This window comes from Glycomyces sp. NPDC046736 (assembly GCF_040645615.1).
In the GTDB taxonomy this organism is placed as follows: Bacteria; Actinomycetota; Actinomycetes; order Mycobacteriales; family Micromonosporaceae; genus Glycomyces.
Window position 1 is genome coordinate 284,445 of the sequence record NZ_JBEYYO010000004.1, and the last position, 18,661, is coordinate 303,105.

General features: G+C 70.2%; 20 protein-coding genes. 5 read left to right on the forward strand and 15 right to left on the reverse strand.

The annotated features are described in order from the left end of the window. Nucleotides 1-376: 376 nt before the first annotated feature. Entirely contained in the window at nucleotides 377-997 is a 621-nt protein-coding gene (locus AB0B28_RS06845) for a response regulator transcription factor (protein WP_360117704.1), read from the reverse strand. A 182-nt stretch (nucleotides 998-1,179) separates the two neighbouring features. Between AB0B28_RS06845 and AB0B28_RS06850 the strand changes: the two genes are divergently transcribed. Continuing rightward, nucleotides 1,180-2,913: an ABC-ATPase domain-containing protein gene (locus tag AB0B28_RS06850; protein WP_360117707.1), complete on the forward strand. Its 1,734-nt coding sequence runs from the start codon at nucleotides 1,180-1,182 to the stop codon at nucleotides 2,911-2,913. Between the two features lie 300 nt (nucleotides 2,914-3,213). On the opposite strand, the gene groL is transcribed toward AB0B28_RS06850, so the two are convergent. Together groL and groES are read right to left on the reverse strand one after the other, a co-directional pair. Further along, nucleotides 3,214-4,851, reverse strand: a complete 1,638-nt coding sequence (groL, locus tag AB0B28_RS06855) for a chaperonin GroEL (protein WP_360117710.1) — start codon at nucleotides 4,849-4,851, stop codon at nucleotides 3,214-3,216. A gap of 65 nt (nucleotides 4,852-4,916) precedes the next feature. After that, the gene (gene groES, locus AB0B28_RS06860) at nucleotides 4,917-5,216 is read right to left on the reverse strand and encodes a co-chaperone GroES (protein ID WP_091037834.1); all 300 of its coding nucleotides are present in this window, start codon (nucleotides 5,214-5,216) and stop codon (nucleotides 4,917-4,919) included. 217 nt (nucleotides 5,217-5,433) lie between these two features. Here groES and AB0B28_RS06865 point away from each other — a divergent pair, with 217 nt between their 5' ends. After that, nucleotides 5,434-6,597, forward strand: coding sequence for a class I SAM-dependent methyltransferase (locus tag AB0B28_RS06865; RefSeq protein WP_360117714.1), 1,164 nt, complete (start codon nucleotides 5,434-5,436; stop codon nucleotides 6,595-6,597). Here AB0B28_RS06865 and AB0B28_RS06870 read toward each other — a convergent pair. From AB0B28_RS06870 to AB0B28_RS06900, 7 genes are all read right to left on the reverse strand, one after another. Continuing rightward, nucleotides 6,594-6,857: a hypothetical protein gene (locus AB0B28_RS06870; RefSeq protein ID WP_360117717.1), complete on the reverse strand. Its 264-nt coding sequence runs from the start codon at nucleotides 6,855-6,857 to the stop codon at nucleotides 6,594-6,596. The two genes, AB0B28_RS06865 and AB0B28_RS06870, sit on opposite strands and share 4 nt — an antisense overlap. Nucleotide 6,858: 1 nt before the next feature. Continuing rightward, the gene (locus tag AB0B28_RS06875) at nucleotides 6,859-7,059 is read right to left on the reverse strand and encodes a hypothetical protein (protein WP_360117720.1); all 201 of its coding nucleotides are present in this window, start codon (nucleotides 7,057-7,059) and stop codon (nucleotides 6,859-6,861) included. Between the two features lie 142 nt (nucleotides 7,060-7,201). After that, nucleotides 7,202-7,588, reverse strand: a complete 387-nt coding sequence (locus tag AB0B28_RS06880) for a RidA family protein (RefSeq protein WP_360117723.1) — start codon at nucleotides 7,586-7,588, stop codon at nucleotides 7,202-7,204. Beyond that, nucleotides 7,581-8,099 (reverse strand): hypothetical protein, encoded by a 519-nt coding sequence (locus AB0B28_RS06885; RefSeq protein WP_360117726.1) that lies wholly within the window; start codon nucleotides 8,097-8,099, stop codon nucleotides 7,581-7,583. Before AB0B28_RS06885 ends, AB0B28_RS06880 begins: the two co-directional genes overlap by 8 nt. A gap of 114 nt (nucleotides 8,100-8,213) precedes the next feature. Beyond that, the gene (gene purE / locus AB0B28_RS06890) at nucleotides 8,214-8,726 is read right to left on the reverse strand and encodes a 5-(carboxyamino)imidazole ribonucleotide mutase (RefSeq protein ID WP_360117729.1); all 513 of its coding nucleotides are present in this window, start codon (nucleotides 8,724-8,726) and stop codon (nucleotides 8,214-8,216) included. A 2-nt stretch (nucleotides 8,727-8,728) separates the two neighbouring features. Continuing rightward, nucleotides 8,729-9,862 carry a 5-(carboxyamino)imidazole ribonucleotide synthase gene (locus AB0B28_RS06895; RefSeq protein WP_360117732.1) on the reverse strand — a complete coding sequence of 378 codons (1,134 nt, stop codon included), beginning with the start codon at nucleotides 9,860-9,862 and terminating at the stop codon, nucleotides 8,729-8,731. 66 nt (nucleotides 9,863-9,928) lie between these two features. Continuing rightward, entirely contained in the window at nucleotides 9,929-10,183 is a 255-nt protein-coding gene (locus AB0B28_RS06900) for a helix-turn-helix transcriptional regulator (protein ID WP_360117735.1), read from the reverse strand. A gap of 53 nt (nucleotides 10,184-10,236) precedes the next feature. Between AB0B28_RS06900 and map the strand changes: the two genes are divergently transcribed. Continuing rightward, nucleotides 10,237-11,007 (forward strand): type I methionyl aminopeptidase, encoded by a 771-nt coding sequence (map, locus tag AB0B28_RS06905; protein WP_360117738.1) that lies wholly within the window; start codon nucleotides 10,237-10,239, stop codon nucleotides 11,005-11,007. Nucleotides 11,008-11,080: 73 nt separating this feature from the next. Here map and AB0B28_RS06910 read toward each other — a convergent pair whose 3' ends face one another. From AB0B28_RS06910 to AB0B28_RS06925, 4 genes are all read right to left on the reverse strand, one after another. After that, nucleotides 11,081-11,734, reverse strand: coding sequence for a GNAT family protein (locus tag AB0B28_RS06910; RefSeq protein ID WP_360117741.1), 654 nt, complete (start codon nucleotides 11,732-11,734; stop codon nucleotides 11,081-11,083). Between the two features lie 66 nt (nucleotides 11,735-11,800). Beyond that, nucleotides 11,801-13,039 carry a gephyrin-like molybdotransferase Glp gene (gene glp / locus AB0B28_RS06915; RefSeq protein WP_360117744.1) on the reverse strand — a complete coding sequence of 413 codons (1,239 nt, stop codon included), beginning with the start codon at nucleotides 13,037-13,039 and terminating at the stop codon, nucleotides 11,801-11,803. A gap of 51 nt (nucleotides 13,040-13,090) precedes the next feature. Continuing rightward, nucleotides 13,091-13,975: a UTP--glucose-1-phosphate uridylyltransferase gene (locus AB0B28_RS06920; protein ID WP_360117747.1), complete on the reverse strand. Its 885-nt coding sequence runs from the start codon at nucleotides 13,973-13,975 to the stop codon at nucleotides 13,091-13,093. 102 nt (nucleotides 13,976-14,077) lie between these two features. Beyond that, a complete protein-coding gene (locus AB0B28_RS06925) occupies nucleotides 14,078-16,210 on the reverse strand; it encodes a diguanylate cyclase (protein ID WP_360117750.1) in 2,133 nt (710 codons plus the stop codon). 134 nt (nucleotides 16,211-16,344) lie between these two features. Between AB0B28_RS06925 and AB0B28_RS06930 the strand changes: the two genes are divergently transcribed. Next, the gene (locus tag AB0B28_RS06930) at nucleotides 16,345-16,998 is read left to right on the forward strand and encodes a 5-formyltetrahydrofolate cyclo-ligase (protein WP_360117753.1); all 654 of its coding nucleotides are present in this window, start codon (nucleotides 16,345-16,347) and stop codon (nucleotides 16,996-16,998) included. Nucleotides 16,999-17,112: 114 nt separating this feature from the next. Next, the gene (locus AB0B28_RS06935) at nucleotides 17,113-17,424 is read left to right on the forward strand and encodes an FmdB family zinc ribbon protein (protein WP_360117756.1); all 312 of its coding nucleotides are present in this window, start codon (nucleotides 17,113-17,115) and stop codon (nucleotides 17,422-17,424) included. Nucleotides 17,425-17,472: 48 nt separating this feature from the next. Here AB0B28_RS06935 and AB0B28_RS06940 read toward each other — a convergent pair whose 3' ends face one another. Beyond that, a complete protein-coding gene (locus tag AB0B28_RS06940; protein WP_360117759.1) occupies nucleotides 17,473-18,423 on the reverse strand; it encodes a complex I subunit 1 family protein in 951 nt (316 codons plus the stop codon). Between the last annotated feature and the right edge of the window lie 238 nt (nucleotides 18,424-18,661).

Genomic DNA, 18,661 nt, shown 5'->3' on the forward strand with positions numbered 1-18,661 from the left:
GCCCGAAGTCATGGCCGCAGGCCGCAGGCCGCAGGCCGCAGGCCGCAGGCCGCAGCGACGATCGTCGCCGGTCGCGCCTGACCGACGTGGATCGCTTTGCGGTGCAATGTGTCTTGGCCCGGTTTGAGTCCGGTGCCCCGACCCGCCTGATGCGGGCCTTGCGGGCACCCTCGGGCCGCTCGCCCGGAAACCATGAATCGTATATCCTATAGGATATATCCTATACGGATCGTGGTCCCGTGCGCGGCGCTGGTGGATCAGCGCGTGGTCTCGGGCCGGTCGCTCGCGGGGGCCTGCCAGCTCCCCGCATTCGTCGTGCCCGGTGTCGTCGCGGACCGGATTGGCCGCCAGGCCGAACGGTCCTGAGTGGAGGGCGCTAGCAGACCAGTCCCGAGCGGAAGGCCTCGGCCACCGCGTGGGCCCGGTCGCGCGCGCCGAGTTTGCGGAACATGCGCCGTGCGTGGGTCTTGACCGTGTCCTCGGAGACGAACAGGTCGCGCCCGATCTCGGCGTTCGACTTGCCTTCGCTCATGCCCCGCAGGACCTGGAGCTCCCTCTCGGTGAGCTTCATGCCCTGGAGCGTGGAGCGCTGCCGCGGCACGGTCTCGGTGACCCGCTGGAGGCTCGGCGAGGCGAACATGATCGCCTGCGCCAGCGCGACCAGCAGGTCGTCGGAATTGTTGGACGGGGACCTGATGACCCCTCGGGCGCCCGCGGCGACCACCATGGCCGCCGTGCGCGGATCGGCCGCTCCGGACAGGAGGACTCCGGTCCGGGGCGAGCGGGCGCGGACGGTCTTGACGAACTTGACCGGGTCGGGCGCGGCCAGGGCCACGTCGACCAGCACCACGTCCACTTGGCGGCGGCCGAGTTCGAGGAAGAGCTCCGGGGAGCCTTCGACCGACTTGACCGCCTGCGCCAGGCCCATGCGGGTCGCGCAGGCCGAGATCTTCTGTCCGGCTTGAGGAGTCTTAACACAGACCAGTACGGTTCTCACTTTTTTCTACCTTTCGCTGCGGTAGGCCGTGCGTGTCTCTCTATCCAGCACGCAGCAGGTCCGCCGCCATGACGCGAGTTCGCGCGAATTTTTCGAGTGACTTTTCGACGTTTCCGGGATGAGGCGTGGACGCATGGTGTCGGGATCCGCTGACGCGGGAACCTCGATGGGAAACTGGGGGCATGACACAGCGAAGAGGCGGACGACAGCACTGGGCCGAGTCTCGCGATTTTGATGACCATCGTTCACATCCACCTCGCCATGACCTGTCTAACGAACTAACGGCCCTGGAAGGTACGAGTTACGGCCGATATAAATCCTTGCGTGGCAAATGGTGGACAGGCGCGGCGATTCTGGACATTTTGAAAGTCCAGTCCGATCCGTACGCTCCGCCGAGCCGCGTCGAGTTCCTCCTCGACGCCGACGCCGCCGACCTGGTGCCCGGGTGGCACGCCACCGCACCCAGGCGCAGGGCGCTCGCGGTGCTCCTGGCCAAACGCTTCAAACGCGCGTGCGCCACAAGGGACCTCCGCATCGACGCGGGCGGGCAGGAGATCCTGCGCCGCTCCTCGTGCGAGGTCGGCGAGGACGGTTCGGTGGTGTTCCGCCTCGGCGCGCAGTTCCCCGGGCACGGGCGCCGCATCGCCGGCCGCCAGGCCGCGCGGCTGCTGTGCGAGGTGCTGCCGGATGCGGCCGACGAGGCGCTCTCGGTGGGCGAAGCGGAGGCCGAGCGCTGGACGAAGCACGCCGATGACGTTGCGGCCCTGCGGGAAGCGGTCATCGCGCGGGGACTCGTGGCGTTCGTGGCCGACGGGTCGATGCTCGCGCGGCGCTCGGGCGTGGACGACCGCCCGCTCGAATCGGGGGTCCCGTTCCAGAGCCCGGAGTCGATGGCCGTGGAGTTCACGCTCCCGCACGCGGGGCTCGTGCGCGGCATGGGGATCGAGCCGGGCGTCACGCTCATCGTCGGCGGCGGCTTCCACGGCAAGTCGACCCTGTTGCGGGCCTTGGAGGCCGGGGTCTGGGACCACCTGCCCGGAGACGGGCGCGAGTTCGTGGTCGCCGACCAGTCGGCGGTGAAGATCCGGGCCGAGGACGGCCGGGCGGTGACCGGCGTGGACGTCCACGCGTTCGTCGACCACCTGCCCTCGGGCGACGACACGCGGGCGTTCACCACCGAGAACGCCTCGGGCTCGACCTCGCAGGCCGCGGCCGTGGTCGAGGCGCTCGAAGCGGGCGCGCGGGCGCTGCTCATCGACGAGGACACGGCCGCGACGAACCTCATGATCCGCGACGCGCGGATGCAGGAGCTCGTGGCCAAGGACCGCGAGCCGCTCACGCCGCTGGTCGACGTGGTGCGGTCGATGGCCGACGACCACGCCGTGTCCGTGATCTTGGTGATGGGCGGCTCGGGCGACTACATGGACGTCGCCGATCGGGTGATCCTCATGGACGCGTACCGGCCCGAGGACGTCACCGAGCGGGCCAGGGCCCTGGCCGCCAAGCCCACCGGGCGCAAGGTCGAGGCCGAGGGCTTCCGCATGCCCGGCTCGCGGGTGATCGAGCCGCGCTCGGTGTCCTCGGAGTCGCGCGGGAAGCAGAAGATCCGCGCCGACGGCACCGACGGACTGCGCTTCGGTGAATCCGAAGTGGACGTTCGATCGGTGGAGCAGATCACCGACCACTCCATGACCACCGGGATCGGACTCGCGATCGAGGCGGCGGTGCGCCGCGGCTGGATCGACGGCAAGGCCACGGTGGCCGAGGCGCTCGACCGGATCGAGGCCGGACTGGAGGCCGACGGCGAGGCGGAGCTGTTGAGGATCCGGGACGTGGACTTCGCGCTGCCGCGGCGGTTCGAAGTGGCCGCCACGCTCAACCGGATGCGGGAGCTGCGGGTGCGGCGAGAGGAGTGAACTTGCGGCACAGGCGCTCTCGAAGACGCCCGGCGCAAATCAGGCATAAAAGTGCCTTCGCGGCTCCGATCCCCAAAGGCCGCGAAGGCACTTGAACTCTATCGGTTTCCCGACAGAAGCGCGACGAACTGTCGGGATGTTGACACTTCGGATTCCGTACAACCGTTTGACCTGCGCCGAAACGACTTCGGGCGCTGCCGGATCGGCCACAGTAAGGGCCGAAGCCACAACGAACAGGGCCGCCGACGAATGTCGGCGGCCCTGTTCGGCCTCGGGCCGGGAAACCCGGCTCAGACTTCGCTAGTGCGAGTGGCTGTGCCCGCCATGGGAGTGTGAGTGGCCGTGACCGGCGTCCTCGTCCTCTTCCTCGGGCTTGTCCACGATCGTCACCTCGGTCGTGAGCAGCATGCCCACGATCGAACCGGCGTTGAGCAGCGCGTTGCGGGTGACCTTCACCGGGTCGACGATCCCGGCCGAGACCAGGTCCTCGTACTCGCCGGTGGCGGCGTTCCAGCCTTCGCGCCAGTCCGAGCCGGCGACCGCGTTGACGACCACGTCGCCGGACTCGCCGGCGTTGACCGCGATGCGGCGCAGCGGCTCCGACAGGGCCTCGGCCACGATCCGCAGGCCCGCGCGGGCCTCGGCGTCGTCGAGCGCGACCTTGTCGAGACCGGCGATGGCGTGGACGAGGGACGCGCCGCCGCCTGCGACGATGCCTTCCTCGACCGCGGCCTTGGTCGCGTTGACCGCGTCCTCGATCCGGTGCTTGCGCTCCTTGAGCTCGACCTCGGTGGCCGCGCCGACCTGGATGACGGCCACGCCGCCGGAGAGCTTCGCGAGGCGCTCTTCGAGCTTCTCGCGGTCCCAGGAGGACTCGGTGGTGGAGGCCTGCTGCTTGATCTGCGCGATGCGGGCGTTCACCTCGTCCTTGGTGCCGCCGCCGTCGACGATGGTGGTGGCGTCCTTGGAGACGGTGACCCGGCGGGCCCGGCCCAGGTGGGACAGGTCGGCCTGCTTGAGCTCCAGGCCGATCTCCGAGGAGATGACCTCGGCGCCGGTGAGGGTCGCGATGTCGCCCAGGATGGCCTTGCGGCGGTCGCCGAAGGCCGGGGCCTTGACCGCGCACACGCGCAGGGTGCCGCGAAGCGCGTTCACCGTGAGGGTCGCCAGGGCCTGGCCCTCGACGTCCTCGGCGATGATGAACAGCGGCTTCGAGGTCTCCACGACCTTCTCCAGCACCGGCAGGAGCTCCTCGATGGAGCCGATCTTGCCGTTGGTGATGAGGATGTACGGGTCCTCGAACACCGTCTGGCGCGCGTCCTGGTCGGTGATGAAGTTCGGCGAGATGAAGCCCTTGTCGAACTGCATGCCCTCGGTCACTTCGAGCACGGTCTCCAGGCTGGAGCCGTCCTCGACCGAAATGACGCCTTCGACGCCGACCGCGTCCATCGCCTTGGCGATGAGCTCGCCGATCTCCGGGTCCTGCGCCGAGACGGCCGCGACCTGCGCGATGTGCTCGTGGCCCGAGATCGCGATGGCCTGGCCGAGCAGCTGTTCGGACACGGCGTTCGCCGCGGCCTCGATGCCCTTGCGAATCGCGATCGGGTTGGCCCCGGCCGTGACCGCCTTGATGCCCGCGCGGCTCATCTTCTGCGCCAGCACGGTCGCGGTGGTGGTGCCGTCGCCCGCGACGTCGTTGGTCTTGGTCGCGACTTCCTTGACCAGCTGCGCGCCCAGGTTGGCGTACGGGTCGGCGAGCTCGACCTCCTTGGCGATGGTGACACCGTCGTTGGTGATCAGCGGCGCGCCGAACGAGCGCTGGAGGACCACGTTGCGGCCCTTGGGGCCGAGCGTGACCTTGACGGTGTCGGCGAGTTGGTCGATGCCGTGCAGCAGGTTGTGCCGCGCGTCCTCGGCGAAATTGAGAATCTTCGGCATGGTGTCCCTTTCCTCAGACACGAGAGGGCCCAAGGCGGCATGCGCCGCCGAGGACCCCGGGCGTGCTAGTTCTCGACGACCGCGAGGACGTCGCGCGAGGACAGGACGAGGTACTCCTCGCCGTTGTACTTGACCTCGGTGCCGCCGTACTTGGAGTAGATGACCACGTCGCCGACCTTGACGTCGATCGGGAGGCGGTTGCCCTTGTCGTCGAAGGCGCCCGGGCCCACGGCCAGAACGGTGCCCTCCTGGGGCTTCTCCTTGGCGGTGTCGGGGATGACGATGCCGGAAGCGGTGGTGGTCTCGGCCTCGTTGGCCTGGACCACGATGCGGTCGCCCAGCGGCTTGATGGCAGCCTTGCTCACTTGGTCTCTCCAAACCTTCGTGTTCGTTACTGGTCCGCCACGACGGCGCGGGTCTCGTCGTCGCGGGTGCCGAGGCACCGGCCCGTGGCTGGTTGGCACTCTCTAGGCGAGAGTGCCAAGCCGATCATAGCGCTTAGCAATCTCGGTCTGCGAGTGCTAAGGGCGAGGTTAGTTCGCGCAGGTGGGACCGTCAACACGGGGTCTGAAAGGTCATAGCATGGAGCACGTGGAAACCAGCCTGCTCACCGCCCTGCAGGCCGACCCCGGCCTCCAGACGAGGGCCGCGGAGGCCCTGCGCGCCCACGGCGACCGCGCCCCGCTGGCCCTGCGCAAAGCCGGAATCGACCCCGCGCTCGCGGCGGCGGCGCTGACGCTGGCCGACCTCAGGGAGCACGCGAAGGCGAAGTTCGGCGACCGCGCCGCGAAGCTGTACTTCACCCGGGCGGGTCTGGAGCAGGCCACGAGATGGGTCGTGGCCGAGCGGCGGGCGGCCCGCTTCGCGCGGCACGCGGACGCGGTCACGGACCTGTGCTGCGGGATCGGCACCGAGGCCCTGGCGTTCGCGGAGGCGGGCCTGGCGGTCGAAGCGGTGGACATGGACGAGGACACGGCGCAGTACGCGAGAGCGAACGCCGAGGCCACCGGGGTCGAGGTCACGGTGACGGTGGACGACGCGCTGCGAGCGCCGCTGGCGAACGCGGCGTTCGCCGACCCGGCGAGACGATCGGGAAGCACGAGGAACTTCAACCCGGCGGACTACTCGCCTCCACTGGACGAGCTGCTGACGCGCCTGAACCAGACGCGGTACGCGGCGGTGAAGCTGGGCCCGGGCATAGGCCACGACTGGGTTCCGCAAGGGGCGGAAGCGGAATGGGTCTCGGTGGACCGCGACGTGGTCGAGGCCTGCCTATGGCTGGGAGAAGCAGCCGAGGTGCGGCGCCGCGCAAGCGTCTGCAAGGCAGGCGAATGGCACGAGCTGACAGGCGAGGGCCGCGACCGCGCGGAGGTCGGCGAGGTGGCGCAGTACCTCTACGAACCGGACGGAGCGGTGATCCGGGCGGGCCTGGTAGCCGAACTGGCCCAAGACCTCAACGCCCACACGGCGAACGAGAAGATCGCCTACCTCTACAGCGACACCCTCAAGGCGACCCCCTTCGCCAGGGCCTGGAAGGTCGAAGAGGTCTGGCCCCTCCACCCCAAGAAACTCAAAGCCCTACTGGCCCAACGAGAAATAGGCCGCCTAACAATAAAACAAAGAGGAACCGGCCTAGACCCAGCAGCACTACGCAAGCAGCTCAAGCTCAAAGGCCCGCGCGAAGCCACACTGGTAGCAACCCGAGTAGGCGAGTCCCACGCAGCCCTACTCTGCTCCGAGACCTAACCCGACTCACTCTCACCGGAGTCTGGCCGCCGCTCATCTCGTATCCGCTTGCTCATCTTCCTGAAGAACGGCTCGCCCCACTCGACCCGGATCGCAATTTCGCTGGCTGGCACGTCGAGCATGAGCGCAACCGCCTCACGGGCCATCTCTTCAGCCTCGGCGAAGTCGCGGGCCTGGGTAAAAACACCCGGCACCGCGGGCACTTCGACGGGAAACCATTCGCCGTCTCGCGGCCCGACAATCGCGGTATAGACCTTCAACTCAGGCAGCCTGAAGGTTGTCGATTCCGCGGAATTCGAACGTGATGTCGATGGGTGCAGCGCTGTCGAGGCCGTCGAGCTCCAGGTAGTCCCTCACGATCGCCTCGGCATCCTCCACCCCTTCGGACTGCGTCACGCCGACGCCTTCGATGTGGAGTTCCCAGCCCTGTTCCCAGGCTTTCGCCGTGACTTTGTACGTCATCGCAACCATCCATTCGGAAGACACTGGAGCCGCCGCGCTAGGTCAGCCACCACGCCCGGTGAAATTTCGCGGTGCCGGGGCAGGTTGGCCGAGCCCAGCAGCCGAGAACTTGACGAACTGTCGCGTTTATTACATCGTTGTCCTATTCAGGGAGGCGGGCGGTTAGGTCTACTTCTACTTTTTGGTGTTCGTAGCCGAGGGCGGTGACGCCTAGGACCGTGCTGGCTGCTTTGAAGGCGGGGGCGAGGTCGGGGTGGTCTGCGAAGGCGTGCCAGGTGGCTCCTACTTCGCGGCTGTCGGCGCTGACGACGTAGACCACTGAGCGGACCACGTGCTCGGGTTTCGCGCCCGCCGCTTCGAGGGCCGCGAGGCAGTTTTCGGCGGTCTGCTGGATCTGGGCATCGAGGTCGCCGATGCCGACCACGTTCTCATCGGCATCGACCGGGCACTGGCCCGCCAAATAGGCGACGCGGCCCGGTTCGACGATCGTCACATGCTCGTAGCCGCCGGTCGGGTGAAGTTCAGCCATGCCCCGAGGCTATGCGCGCACGCGCGAAGCGCAACCGAATTAACGCCCGCGCCATGCCCCACACCGCCCTGCTGCGCACCAAGACCGCGATCATCACGATCGCGACCACGACCGCCCCGCCGTCGGTCACCGCCGAGGGCAGGATCCCCAGCGGGCCGTAGCGGTCGGCGACCACCGACCACATCACCGTCGGGATCATGACCCAGCCCAGACCCTGCGTGGCGTTCACGGCCAGGACCCACCAGTACAGCCACTTCGGCCGGGCCCACAGCGCCGCGATCCCCACCGCGTTCGCGACGATGTACACGGTCCCGACCACACGAAACCCGCTGAGGAAACCCGGCGCGTCCCCGGCCGGGTCGGCCCCGCCCGCCTCGCGCATCATCTGTTCGATCACCGCGGTGTCGATGATCAGGAAGTTGTGCAGCGCCGTCCCGATCGTGAACACCACCGCGAACACGCCTATGAACACCTGCATCCGCCGCCCCGTACGGTCCGTCGTCATCTCCATGCCGACAACACTCGCCCGACCCCTCAAGGCCCCGCATCACCCGATGGGAGTATCACTCGTACCCCACCGGTCGTACAAGCGCCCCAAGCGCTTCCGCCCAGCAGGAGCGACGCGTCAGGCGGCGTCGGCGATTTTTTGGCGTAGGGTTTCGTCCTTCTTGGTGACCATGCGTTCGAGGTCGACTTGGTAGTCGGTCATCTTGGCGCGGAGGGTCTCGTCAGTCGCTCCGAGGATGCGGATTGCCAGTAGGCCCGCGTTGCGGGCTCCGGCGACCGAGACCGTCGCGACCGGGATGCCCGCGGGCATCTGGACGATCGACATGAGCGAGTCCATGCCGTCGAGGTACTTCAGCGGGACCGGGACGCCGATGACCGGCAGCGGGGTCGCGCTCGCGACCATGCCCGGGAGGTGGGCCGCGCCGCCCGCGCCCGCGATGATGACCTGGAGGCCGCGCGAGGCCGCCGAGTCGGCGTAGGCGAGCATCCCGTGCGGGGTGCGGTGGGCCGAGATCACGCGGACCTCGTGAGGGACGCCGAACTCGTCGAGGGCCGCCGCGGCCGCTTCCATCACCGGCCAGTCGGAGTCCGAGCCCATGATCACGCCGACGCGCGCTGCCTGCTCTGCCATGTTCACTCGCCTTCTTGAAGCCACTTCGCGGCGCGCAGGGCGCGTCGCCGCAGGAGGTCGGGGTCGTCGCCGGTAACCGTGACGTGCCCGATCTTGCGCCCCGGCCGCACGGCCTTGCCGTAGAGGTGCACGCGCGCGCCCGGGTCCCCGGCGAGGAGGTGTTGGAGCCGCTCGTCCAGGCGCGGCCCGCCCGCCTCGCCGCCGAGCACGTTCGCCATGACCGTATAAGGCGCGACCGTGTCGGTCGAACCGAGCGGATAGTCGAGGACGGCTCGCAGGTGCTGCTCGAACTGGCTGGTCACCGCGCCTTCGATCGACCAGTGCCCCGAGTTGTGCGCCCGCATCGCCAGCTCGTTCACGAACAGGCCACTCGACGTCTGGAACAGCTCCACCGCGAGCATCCCGCACACTCCGAGCTCGGTCGCGATCGCGGTCGCGATCTCGCGCGCCTGCTCGGCCAGCGCCGGGTCGAGGTGCGGCGCGGGGGCGATGACCTCGGTGCAGATGCCGCCGGTCTGGACGGTCTCGACCACGGGGTAGACCGCGGTCTCGCCGCTGGGCGAGCGGGCGATCTGGACGGCGAGTTCGCGCTGGAGCGGCATCCGCTCCTCGGCGATGAGCCGGATCCCGGAGGCGAGCACGACCTGCGCGTCGGCGGGCGACTCGCACATCCACACGCCCTTGCCGTCGTACCCGCCGGTCGCGGCCTTGAGCACGCACGGCAGCCCGAAGGCCTCCACGTCGGAGATCGAGTCGACGGGGGCCCAGCGCGGCTGCGGCAGGCCGAGCGCGGCGAGCCTCGTGCGCATGGCCTGCTTGTCCTGGGCGTGGAGCAGGGCGCCTGGCCGGGGCTGGACGTCGACCCCTTCGGCCACGAGCGCCTTGAGCGCCTCCTGCGGGACGTGTTCGTGGTCGAACGTGACCACGGTGCAGCCCTTCGCGAAAGCGCGGAGGTCGTCGAGGTCGCGGTAGTCGCCGAGGGTGATCGCGGGGGCGACCACGGCGGCGCTCTCGGATTCGTCGCCCGCGAGCACCCGGAGGCTCTGGCCGAGGGCGATGGCGGCCTGGTGGGTCATGCGGGCGAGTTGGCCTGCGCCGATCATGCCCACGGTCGGAAGTTGCGTCGCGGCGTCCACGGCGAGAGCCTAACCCGGGGGCCAGGGCGGGCGCGCGGACCTGGAGAGCGGTCGTGACCTGGGTCGTCAACCGGTCATGGGATGTTCTGCGGTGCCGGTGAGTTGCTCGGGGCGCACGCCGAGCGCGTCGCAGAGGGCCATGATGGTGAAGAACGCCGGTGTGGCGATGCGGCCGGTCTCGATCTTGCGCAGCGTCTCGGGCGAGATGCGGGCCTCGGCGGCGACGTCGGCGAGGCTGCGGGGACCGCGGGCGGCGCGCAGCGCCCGGCCGAGGGCACGGCCGCGGTCGTGCTCTTCGGGCCTCAGCGGCGGTCGGATCATACCGGTATTATAGTACCGGTATTGAAATACCGGAACTTGAAGAGAGGCCGTCCATGATCGAGCTGTACTCCCCCGCCGAGATCGAGGCGATGCGCCCCGCGGGCCGCTTCGTGGCCGCGACCCTCGCGGAGCTGTCGCGCGTGGCCGCGGTCGGCATGAACCTGCTCGAACTCGACGACCTGGTCGCCCGCCGCATCAAGGAGGCCGGGGCCACCTCCTGCTATGTGGACTATCACCCGTCGTTCGGCGGCAGCCCGTTCGGGAAGGTCCTGTGCACCTCGGTCAACGACGCGGTGCTGCACGGCCTGCCGCACGACTACAAGCTCCAGGACGGCGACCTCTTGAGCGTCGACTTCGCCGCCGAAGTGGACGGCTGGGTGGCCGACTCGGCGCTGTCGGTCGTGGTCGGCACCCCGCGTGATCAGGACCTGAAGCTCATCGACACCACTACGCGGGCGTTGGAGGCCGGGATCGCGGCCGCGGTCGCGGGCAACAAGCTCGGCGACATCGGCCACGCGATCGCCACCGTGGCCCGCGGCGACGGCCTCGGCGTGAACACCCAGTTCGGCGGCCACGGCGTGGGCCGCACCATGCACGGCGACCCGCACGTGCCCAACGACGGCCGCCCGGGCCGGGGCATGAAGCTCAAGCCGGGCCTGGTGATCGCGATCGAGCCGTGGTTCCTCCAGACCACCGACGAGATCGTCTACGACCCCGACGGCTGGACGCTGCGCAGCGCCGACGGCTCCCGCGGCGCCCACATGGAGCACACGGTCGCGATCACCGAGGACGGCCCACCGATCATCCTGACCGCGAGAAACTGAGCATCCTGACCGCGAGGCCGCCCGAACGCGAAGCGCGCTAGGCCGCGCGTCGCCCCCGCCTGACGCGCGGGACTCACACGTCCGTCTGGTGCTCCGAAGGCCGCTCGGCCTCGACCCGCTTGAGGCGCTCCATGCGGTCGACGAGGCGCTCGGTGGCGACCTCCTCGGCGGTGACGGCGTACCCGTAGTGGTCGCGCCAGTCGCCGTCGATGTACAGGTACCGCTTGTGCAGGCCCTCGCGGCGCAGGCCGAGCTTCTCGGCCACCCGGTTCGAAGGGCCGTTCTCGGGCCGGATGTTCACTTCGATGCGGTGCAGGCGGCCCACGGTGAGCGCGTGGTCGACCGTGATCGCCAGCGCCGTGGCGGTGATGTTGCGCCCGGCGTGGCCGCGGTCGATCCAGTAGCCGGCGTAGGCCGAGCCGAAGGCGCGGCGCACGATGTTGCCGACGGTGAGGCCGCCGACGAGCTCGCCTTGCCAGCACACGGCGAGCGGCCACGCGGTGCCATCCTTTATGGATCGCTTGAGGCCGCGGAGCATGGCGCGGAACGCGGCGGGCGAGTGGGCTTCGTGCCAGGTGGTGCCGGTGCCCGGTTCCCAGGGGGCGAGCCAGGCTTCGTTGGCGCGGCGCAGCTGCGACCAGCGGCTCGCGTCGGAGCGCTTGAACGGGCGGACGCTGACGTCGCCGTGGTCGAGGTGTACCGGCCATCCGGGGTTGGAAAGGGTCATCGGTCTCGGTCCAGCGTGTCGGGTCGGGCGGTCATCGGCCGTCCGGCTGCGGGTCGGGTGGGGGTGTCAACGGTTGCGGTCCAGGAGCAGCACGTCGACGGTGGACCCGGCGGGCACGCGGGTCGCGTTCTCGCCGACGGTCATCAGACCGGTGGCTTCGGCGAGGCCGGAGAGCGTATAGGAGAGGGATCCCAGCGGGGCGACGGTGTAGCCGCCGCCGCGCCGCTCGGCGACGCGCACGGGCCGGAATTCCCTCAGCCCGCTCGGTGAGGATACGGGCTCGGTCAGGTTGGCGCGCACGCTGGGCCGGAAAACCGGCTCGGCGCCGGCGAGGCGCTGGATGAGGGGCCGGGCGATCACCTCGAAGGCGATGGTCGCGGCCACGGGGTCGCCGGGCAGGCACACCACGGGGATCTCCTCGGGCCCGATGGTGCCGAAGCCCATGGTCTCGCACAGGTAGACCGCGATCGGCGCGAAGTCGACCGCGCCGTCGCGCGAGAAGGTGCGCCGGACCATGTCGCCGGGGCCGGTGCCGGTGCCGCCGGTGGTGATGACGAGGTCGGCGCGCAGGATCTGGTCGTCGAGCACGGTGCGCAGCGCGTCGGGCTCGTCGTCGCAGATCCCGACGCGGTAGGCGTGGGCCCCGGCCTCGGAGGCCGCGGCGGTCACGAGGTGGGAGTTGACGTCGATGAGCTGGCCGGGCTGGGAGGGGCGGCCGGTGTCGACCAGTTCGTCGCCGGTGGCGATGACCACGACGCGGGGCGTGGGCCGCACGACCACGTCGGCGATCCCGGCGGCCGCGAGGAGCCCCACGAGCTGCGGGGTGACGCGGCGGCCCTCGTGGGCGAGGATCTCCCCGGCGGGCCGCTCGGACCCGGCGCGGCGCACGCCGTGGCCGCGGCGCGGCACCTGGCGGACCTCGACGGTGGCCATGCCCTCGTCGGTCCAGGCCAGGGGCACCACGATGTCGGCGCCGACCGGGAGCGGGGCTCCGGCGGCGACGGCGAAGCAGGTCCCGGCCACCAGGCGCACCGGCCGCCACGAGGACGCGGCGAGGTCGCCGAGGACCTTGAGGCCGACGCTCCTCTCAGGACTGGCGCCGCCGATGTCGTCCGCGGCGCACGCGTAGCCGTCGATCGCGGCGTAGTCGAACGCCGGGAGCGGCCCGGGGCTCACCGCGTTCTCGGCCAGGACCGAACCGGTGGACTGGGTCATGTCGATGTCGACGGGGGGCAGGGGTCGCACGAGGGCCAGCGCCTTCGACAGGAAGTCGGCCAATGGCGTCGCCTCGCCGGTCCCCTTCACTGCATCCCCCCGTCGGTCAAGTTCGTCTCGGCGCCGCCTCAGGGCGCCGAGTCAGTCAAGTGTCGCACTGAATTCACGCAGCCAGGCGTTGAAGCCGGGCAAGTCGTCGCGCTGGGTGGCGAGCTCGATGAGGGTCTGGAGGTAGGCCACAGGCTCGCCGGTGTCGTAGCGGCGACCGCGGTAGATCACGGCGTGGACTGGGGTTCCCTTGTCGCGCATGGTATCCATGGCGTCGGTGAGTTGGATTTCGCCGCCGCGGCCGGGCGGGGTCTGGTCGATGACGGGGAAGATCGAGCCGGGGAGGACGTATCGTCCGATGAGGATGAGATTCGAGGGGGCGTCCTGGACCGAAGGTTTCTCCACCAGACCGGTGACGCGCACGACGTCCTCGTCGTCGGTGGCCTCGACCGCGGCGACGCCGTAGCGCACGACCTCTTCGGCGGGCACTTCGAGCAGGGCCAGCACGATGCCGCCGGTCTGGGCCTGGAGGTCGATCATGCGCGGGAGGAGTTCGTGCTCGTAGAACTCGTCGCCGAGCAGGACCGCGAAGGACTCGGACCCGACGTGGGCGGTGGCCCGGCCCACGGCGTGGCCCAGGCCCTTGGCGCCGCCTTGGCGGATCGCGGTGATCTCGGCGATGGACTCGGGGGCCTTGACCTTGGCGAGCATCTCGTCCTTGCCTTTGGCGGCGAGGGCGTTGTCGAGGTCGGCGCGGGCGTCGAAGTAGTCGACCATGGCGTCCTTGCCGGGGGCGGTCACGAGGGTGACGTCGTCGAGCCCGGCGGCCGCGGCCTCCTCCACGATGTACTGGAGGACCGGCTTGTCGACGATCGGCAGCAGTTCCTTGGGCACGGCCTTGGTGACCGGCAGGAAGCGGGTGGCGAAGCCCGCCGCGGGAATGACGGCTTTCGTGGCGCGGGGCGCGGTTTCTGACATACGGCGAGGGTAGCGTGCGCACGCTGCGTCAGAAGTCGGCCACCCGGGCGAACAGCGGGTGAACGTTCACGTTCCGAGGTGGCGTGTGCGCTGGGGTTTCGGTCAGACCGCGGCCACGCGCCAGGTGCCGCGCCCGGCGGCCTTGGCCGCGTACAGCGCCTCGTCGGCGGCGGCGAGGATGCCGGTGGCGTTGTCGGCGTGCTGGCCCAGCACTGCCACCCCGATGGAGACGGTGATGCGCAGTTCGCGGGCCACGGTGCCTTCGTTGACTTTGAAGGGCCTGGCGGCGACGGCCCGGCCCAGGCGCTCGGCCACGACCTCGGCCCCGGACGCGTCGGTCTCGGGCAACAGGACCATGAACTCCTCGCCGCCGTGGCGAAACGCGAGGTCGACTTCGCGGATCTGGGCGGTGATGCGCCGCGAGAGCTCGATGAGGACCTGGTCGCCGACGGGGTGCCCGTAGGTGTCGTTGACGGCCTTGAACAGGTCGAGGTCGATCGCCAGGAGCGCGGTGGGCCGCTGGTAGCGCCGCGAGCGCTCGGCCTCGCGGCGCAGCGAGGTCTGCATGAACCGGTAGTTCCACAGGCCCGTCAGCGGGTCGGTGAGGCTCAGGCGCTGGGCCTGGCGGTGCAGCAGCACGTTCTCGACCGCGACCGAGGCCTGCCCGGCGAAGGTGCGCAGCGTGTCCACGTCGCCGGGCTCGAAGTCCTCACCGGCGACGCGGTTGTAGAGCACGAGGATGCCCAGGACCCCGCCGTCGGTGCGCGGGGCGGAGCCGAGCGGGACCTCGGCGGGCTGGGGGGCTGGCGCGGGGCCGTCGTCGAGGAGGCGGCGCGCGCCTTCCTCGGCGGGCTCGGTGACGCGGGCGCCCGCGCCGAGTTCGGCTTCCACGAGCTTGCGGCTGGCGACCGGTTCGGCCGGGGGCCGGAACGCGCCGAGCTCCTGGTCGACCGGCTGGCGCCCGGAGAAGGGCACGGCCACCACGGTGCGCGCGTCCGGTTCGGTGTCGGCGCGGGCCCAGTCGCCGAAGCGGCCCTCGACGATGCGGCCGTGGGCGGGGACCCCGGAGGCGGCGATGCGGCCCACGATGCCCTCGCCGATGCGGATGGTCGCGGGCTGGTCGACCCCGAGGTCGCCTTCCCCGGCCCGCTGGCGCAGCTGGTCGGCGTCGTCCACGTCGACCAGCATGATCACCCCGGCCTCGGCCCCGGCGGTGACCATCGCGGTGTCGAGGATGACCTCCAGGATGCGGTCGAGGTCGAGCGTGGCGGTCAGGGTCTGCCCCAATCGCCCGAGTTGGCCTCGCATCTGGTCGCGGGAGGCGGTCAGGGCGTTGACGTAGGACTGGGTCTGGGCGGTCATGCGGTTGAACGCGAGCGCGAGCTGGGCGACCTCGTCGCGGCCGTGGACGGGCACGCGCACGTCCAGGTCGCCTTCCGAGACGCGTTCGGCGGCGGCCGAGAGCTCTTCGAGCGGCCTGGTGGTCGAGCGCGAGAGCCAGGTCGCGAGGGTGATCGCCAGGATCACCGAGACGGTGACCATCCCGGCGAGGGTCCAGTACATGGGGGTGACGTCCTGCGCGACGGTGCCGATGCTCAGCGGCAGGAACGCGTCGGTGCGGTCCCAGCGCCCGGCCTCGACGGTCCCGGCGCTGAGTGGGACGCCGCGGCCGTCGCGCAGCACCAGGTCGGCGTCGGCCACGCGCGCGAGGTCGGCCAGGAACGAGCGGTCGACGATGCGGAAGGCGCTGAACACGGCCGTGGTGCCCTCGGCGGTCTGGACCTCGGCCTGCGCGCCGAGCGCGACGATCGGGCCCTCGTTGGCGTAGGGGGTCGACTCGCCGCAGTCGACCCACGAGCCGCTGGGGGCCTCGGCCCCGATGTCGGTCCCGGGGCGGTCCCCGGCGGCTTCGAGGCTGGTGAACACCACCCCGTCGACCACGGCGCGGTCGACCACGAGTTCGGCCATCTCCACGGCGTTGGTCTCGCCGCCCCTGCTGTAATTGAGGGCCACGGCGGCGGCGGAGGCCTGGATGCGCTCGCATACGGTCCCGAGGGTGGAGTCGACCATCGTCATCGCCGAGTTCGCGAGCGCCTCACCGCGGGATTCCGCCAGATGGGACATGACGGCAGCCACGAAGACGGCCCCCACCAGGACCGGCCCGAGCACGACGACGAGGAACGCCGTGGTGAGCCGTGAGCGCAGCGACACCGAAGCCCCCTCAAGTTCACTCACTAGAAGACTACCTAGAGCTACCGATCGGATACGACTCGGCACAGGGTTTTCCGGCAGTCTGGCCGAAAGGCTGAGTGCGATCGGCCGTTCGGGGGAATCCTTCCAGGTGAGTACCCATGTCGGAGGGAAAAACGATGCAAGAGACGAAGCGCGAAATCCGCCGCGAACTGCTCGCCGCGAGGGGCGCCCTGCCGGGCGAGGCCCGCGGCCGGGCCGACCTGGAGACCTGGAAGGCCTTGCGGGACTTCCTGATCGAGGCCGTGGACGAAGGAGCCACGATCGCGGCGTACCGGCCGTTCGGCTCCGAGCCCGGCGCGTCACTCGAACCCGAACTGCCCGAACGACTCACGGTGGTCTACAAGGTGCTGCTCCCGGTGCTGTTGCCGGACAACGATCTCGCCTGGGAGTCGATCGGTTCCCTTGGGGCGCAGGAAAAGGACGTCCAAAAAGGCACCGCGGAGCCGGAAGCGGGGGCCCAGGCGGGCCCGCGGCGCGACGCGCCGAACGATCCGACATCACGCGCCGACGAGGGAGACGTGCTAGGACCGGAAGCGGTTGCCGAGGTCGCCGCCGTCATCGTCCCCGCGCTCGCGGTCTCAAATGATGGGATCAGACTGGGTCGCGGCGGCGGCTCGTACGACCGGGCGCTGACCCGGGTCGGGCCCGAGGTGCCGGTGGTGGCGCTGCTGCGCGAAGGCGAGTTCGGGGTCCCCGTCCCGGCCGAGCCGCACGACCGGCCGGTGACCGGGGTGATCACGCCGTCCCTGGGGTTCCGCTCGCTGCGGTGAGGGTGGCGCGAATCTCGTGGTGGCGAGCTCACTCCCGCACGGGATGGGATTAGCACTCCGCTGCGTTGACTGCTAATGTCGATCGGGATTCGCGTCGGATGCTGGAGGTAGGACGTGCCTGTCTACGAATACCGCTGCAAGGAGTGCGGTTACGAGTTCGATCGTCACCAGTCGTTCTCGGAAGCCCGCCTCACCGACTGCCCGAGCTGCGAGGCCCAGAACGCGCTGCGCAAGGTCTTCGGGAACGTCGGCGTGACCTTCAAGGGCAGCGGTTTCTACCGCACCGACTCGCGCTCGACCGGTTCGAGCTCGCTGAGCTCGAACGGCTCCAAGAACGGGGCCCCCAAGGCCGAGAAGAAGAGCGAAGCCAAGAGCGAGCCGAAGGCCGCCAAGCCCTCCTCGACGTCGACCGCGAAAGCGGCCTGACCTCTTCACTTTCACGAGACCCGGTCCGCGGACCGGGTTTCGTCGTCTCTAGAGCGCGAGCGCCACGGTGGTGGTGAGTACCAGTTGGGCCAGCGCGATCGGGACGAGGCCCTTCCAGCACAGCGCCTGGATCTGGTCGACGCGCAGGCGCGGCCAGGAGACGCGCAGCCAGATGACGACCATCGAGAGCGCGCCGGTCTTGAGCAGCGTCCACAGCCAGCCGAGCGATTCGGGGCCGGGGCCTTTCCAGCCGCCGAGGAACAGCACGGTGGTGAGCGCGGCGATGACCACGATGCCCACGTATTCGGCCAGGAGCAGCAGCGCGAAGCGCAGCCCGGCGTATTCGGTGAGGTAGCCGAAGACCAGTTCGGAGTCGGCGATCGGGGCGTCGAAGGGCGGGCGGCGGATCTCGGCGAGCCCGGCGGTGAAGAACACGAGCGCGGCGGGGGCCTGCCACAGCAGCCACCAGGGGTTCCAGGACTCGACGATCCCGGGGAGGCTGAGCGTCCCGGCGGCGACCGCGACGGAGGCGGCGGCGAGGACGAGCGGCAGTTCGTAGGCCATGAGCTGCGCCGCGCCGCGCAGGGCGCCGACGAGGGCGTACTTGTTGGCCGAGGACCACCCGGCCATGAGGACGGCGATGACGCCTACCCCGACGAGGGCCACGACGATGAACAGCCCGGCTTCGAGGTCGGCGCCGACGAGGCCGGGACCGAGCGGGATGAAGAGGATGACCAGTAGGTAAGGAAGCAGTGCGACTGCGGGCGCGAGTTTGAAGACGGGCTTGTCGGCGGCGTCGGGGACGAGGTCTTCCTTCTGCGCGAACTTGACGCCGTCGGCGATGAGCTGCGCCCAGCCGTGGAACCGCCCGGCGTGCATGGGCCCGAGGCGGCCTTGCATGTGCGCCATGAGCTTGTGCTCGGTCTGCCCGACGAGCAAGGGCAACACCAGGAACGCGGCGAGCACGGCGACGAGCTTGACGAGGGCCTCAAGCACCATGGGGAGCCTCCGGGGAGTCGGAGGACGGCGCGGCTTCGGGAGGGTCGGCGGGCGCGGGGCGCGACGCGGCGGACGGCGCAGCTTCGGGAGGGTCGGCGGGCGCGGGACGCGACGCGGCGGACGGCGCGTCCTCGGTCGGCCTCGCGGGGCGCTCCGCCTCGCTCGCCTCGGAACGCGACGCAGTCTCGGCGGGCGACGCGTCCTCCACCTCGGGAAACTCGGCAGCAGGCGCGGGACG

What these genes read in the sequence shown, in the direction of transcription:
- AB0B28_RS06850 (WP_360117707.1), top strand. Translation starts at nt 1,180, where the DNA reads ATGACACAGCGAAGAGGCGGACGACAGCACTGGGCCGAGTCTCGCGAT.
- groL (WP_360117710.1), bottom strand. Translation starts at nt 4,851, where the DNA reads ATGCCGAAGATTCTCAATTTCGCCGAGGACGCGCGGCACAACCTGCTG.
- AB0B28_RS06865 (WP_360117714.1), top strand. Translation starts at nt 5,434, where the DNA reads ATGGAGCACGTGGAAACCAGCCTGCTCACCGCCCTGCAGGCCGACCCC.
- AB0B28_RS06875 (WP_360117720.1), bottom strand. Translation starts at nt 7,059, where the DNA reads ATGACGTACAAAGTCACGGCGAAAGCCTGGGAACAGGGCTGGGAACTC.
- AB0B28_RS06880 (WP_360117723.1), bottom strand. Translation starts at nt 7,588, where the DNA reads ATGGCTGAACTTCACCCGACCGGCGGCTACGAGCATGTGACGATCGTC.
- AB0B28_RS06885 (WP_360117726.1), bottom strand. Translation starts at nt 8,099, where the DNA reads ATGGAGATGACGACGGACCGTACGGGGCGGCGGATGCAGGTGTTCATA.
- purE (WP_360117729.1), bottom strand. Translation starts at nt 8,726, where the DNA reads ATGGCAGAGCAGGCAGCGCGCGTCGGCGTGATCATGGGCTCGGACTCC.
- AB0B28_RS06900 (WP_360117735.1), bottom strand. Translation starts at nt 10,183, where the DNA reads ATGATCCGACCGCCGCTGAGGCCCGAAGAGCACGACCGCGGCCGTGCC.
- map (WP_360117738.1), top strand. Translation starts at nt 10,237, where the DNA reads ATGATCGAGCTGTACTCCCCCGCCGAGATCGAGGCGATGCGCCCCGCG.
- AB0B28_RS06910 (WP_360117741.1), bottom strand. Translation starts at nt 11,734, where the DNA reads ATGACCCTTTCCAACCCCGGATGGCCGGTACACCTCGACCACGGCGAC.
- AB0B28_RS06920 (WP_360117747.1), bottom strand. Translation starts at nt 13,975, where the DNA reads ATGTCAGAAACCGCGCCCCGCGCCACGAAAGCCGTCATTCCCGCGGCG.
- AB0B28_RS06930 (WP_360117753.1), top strand. Translation starts at nt 16,345, where the DNA reads ATGCAAGAGACGAAGCGCGAAATCCGCCGCGAACTGCTCGCCGCGAGG.
- AB0B28_RS06940 (WP_360117759.1), bottom strand. Translation starts at nt 18,423, where the DNA reads ATGGTGCTTGAGGCCCTCGTCAAGCTCGTCGCCGTGCTCGCCGCGTTC.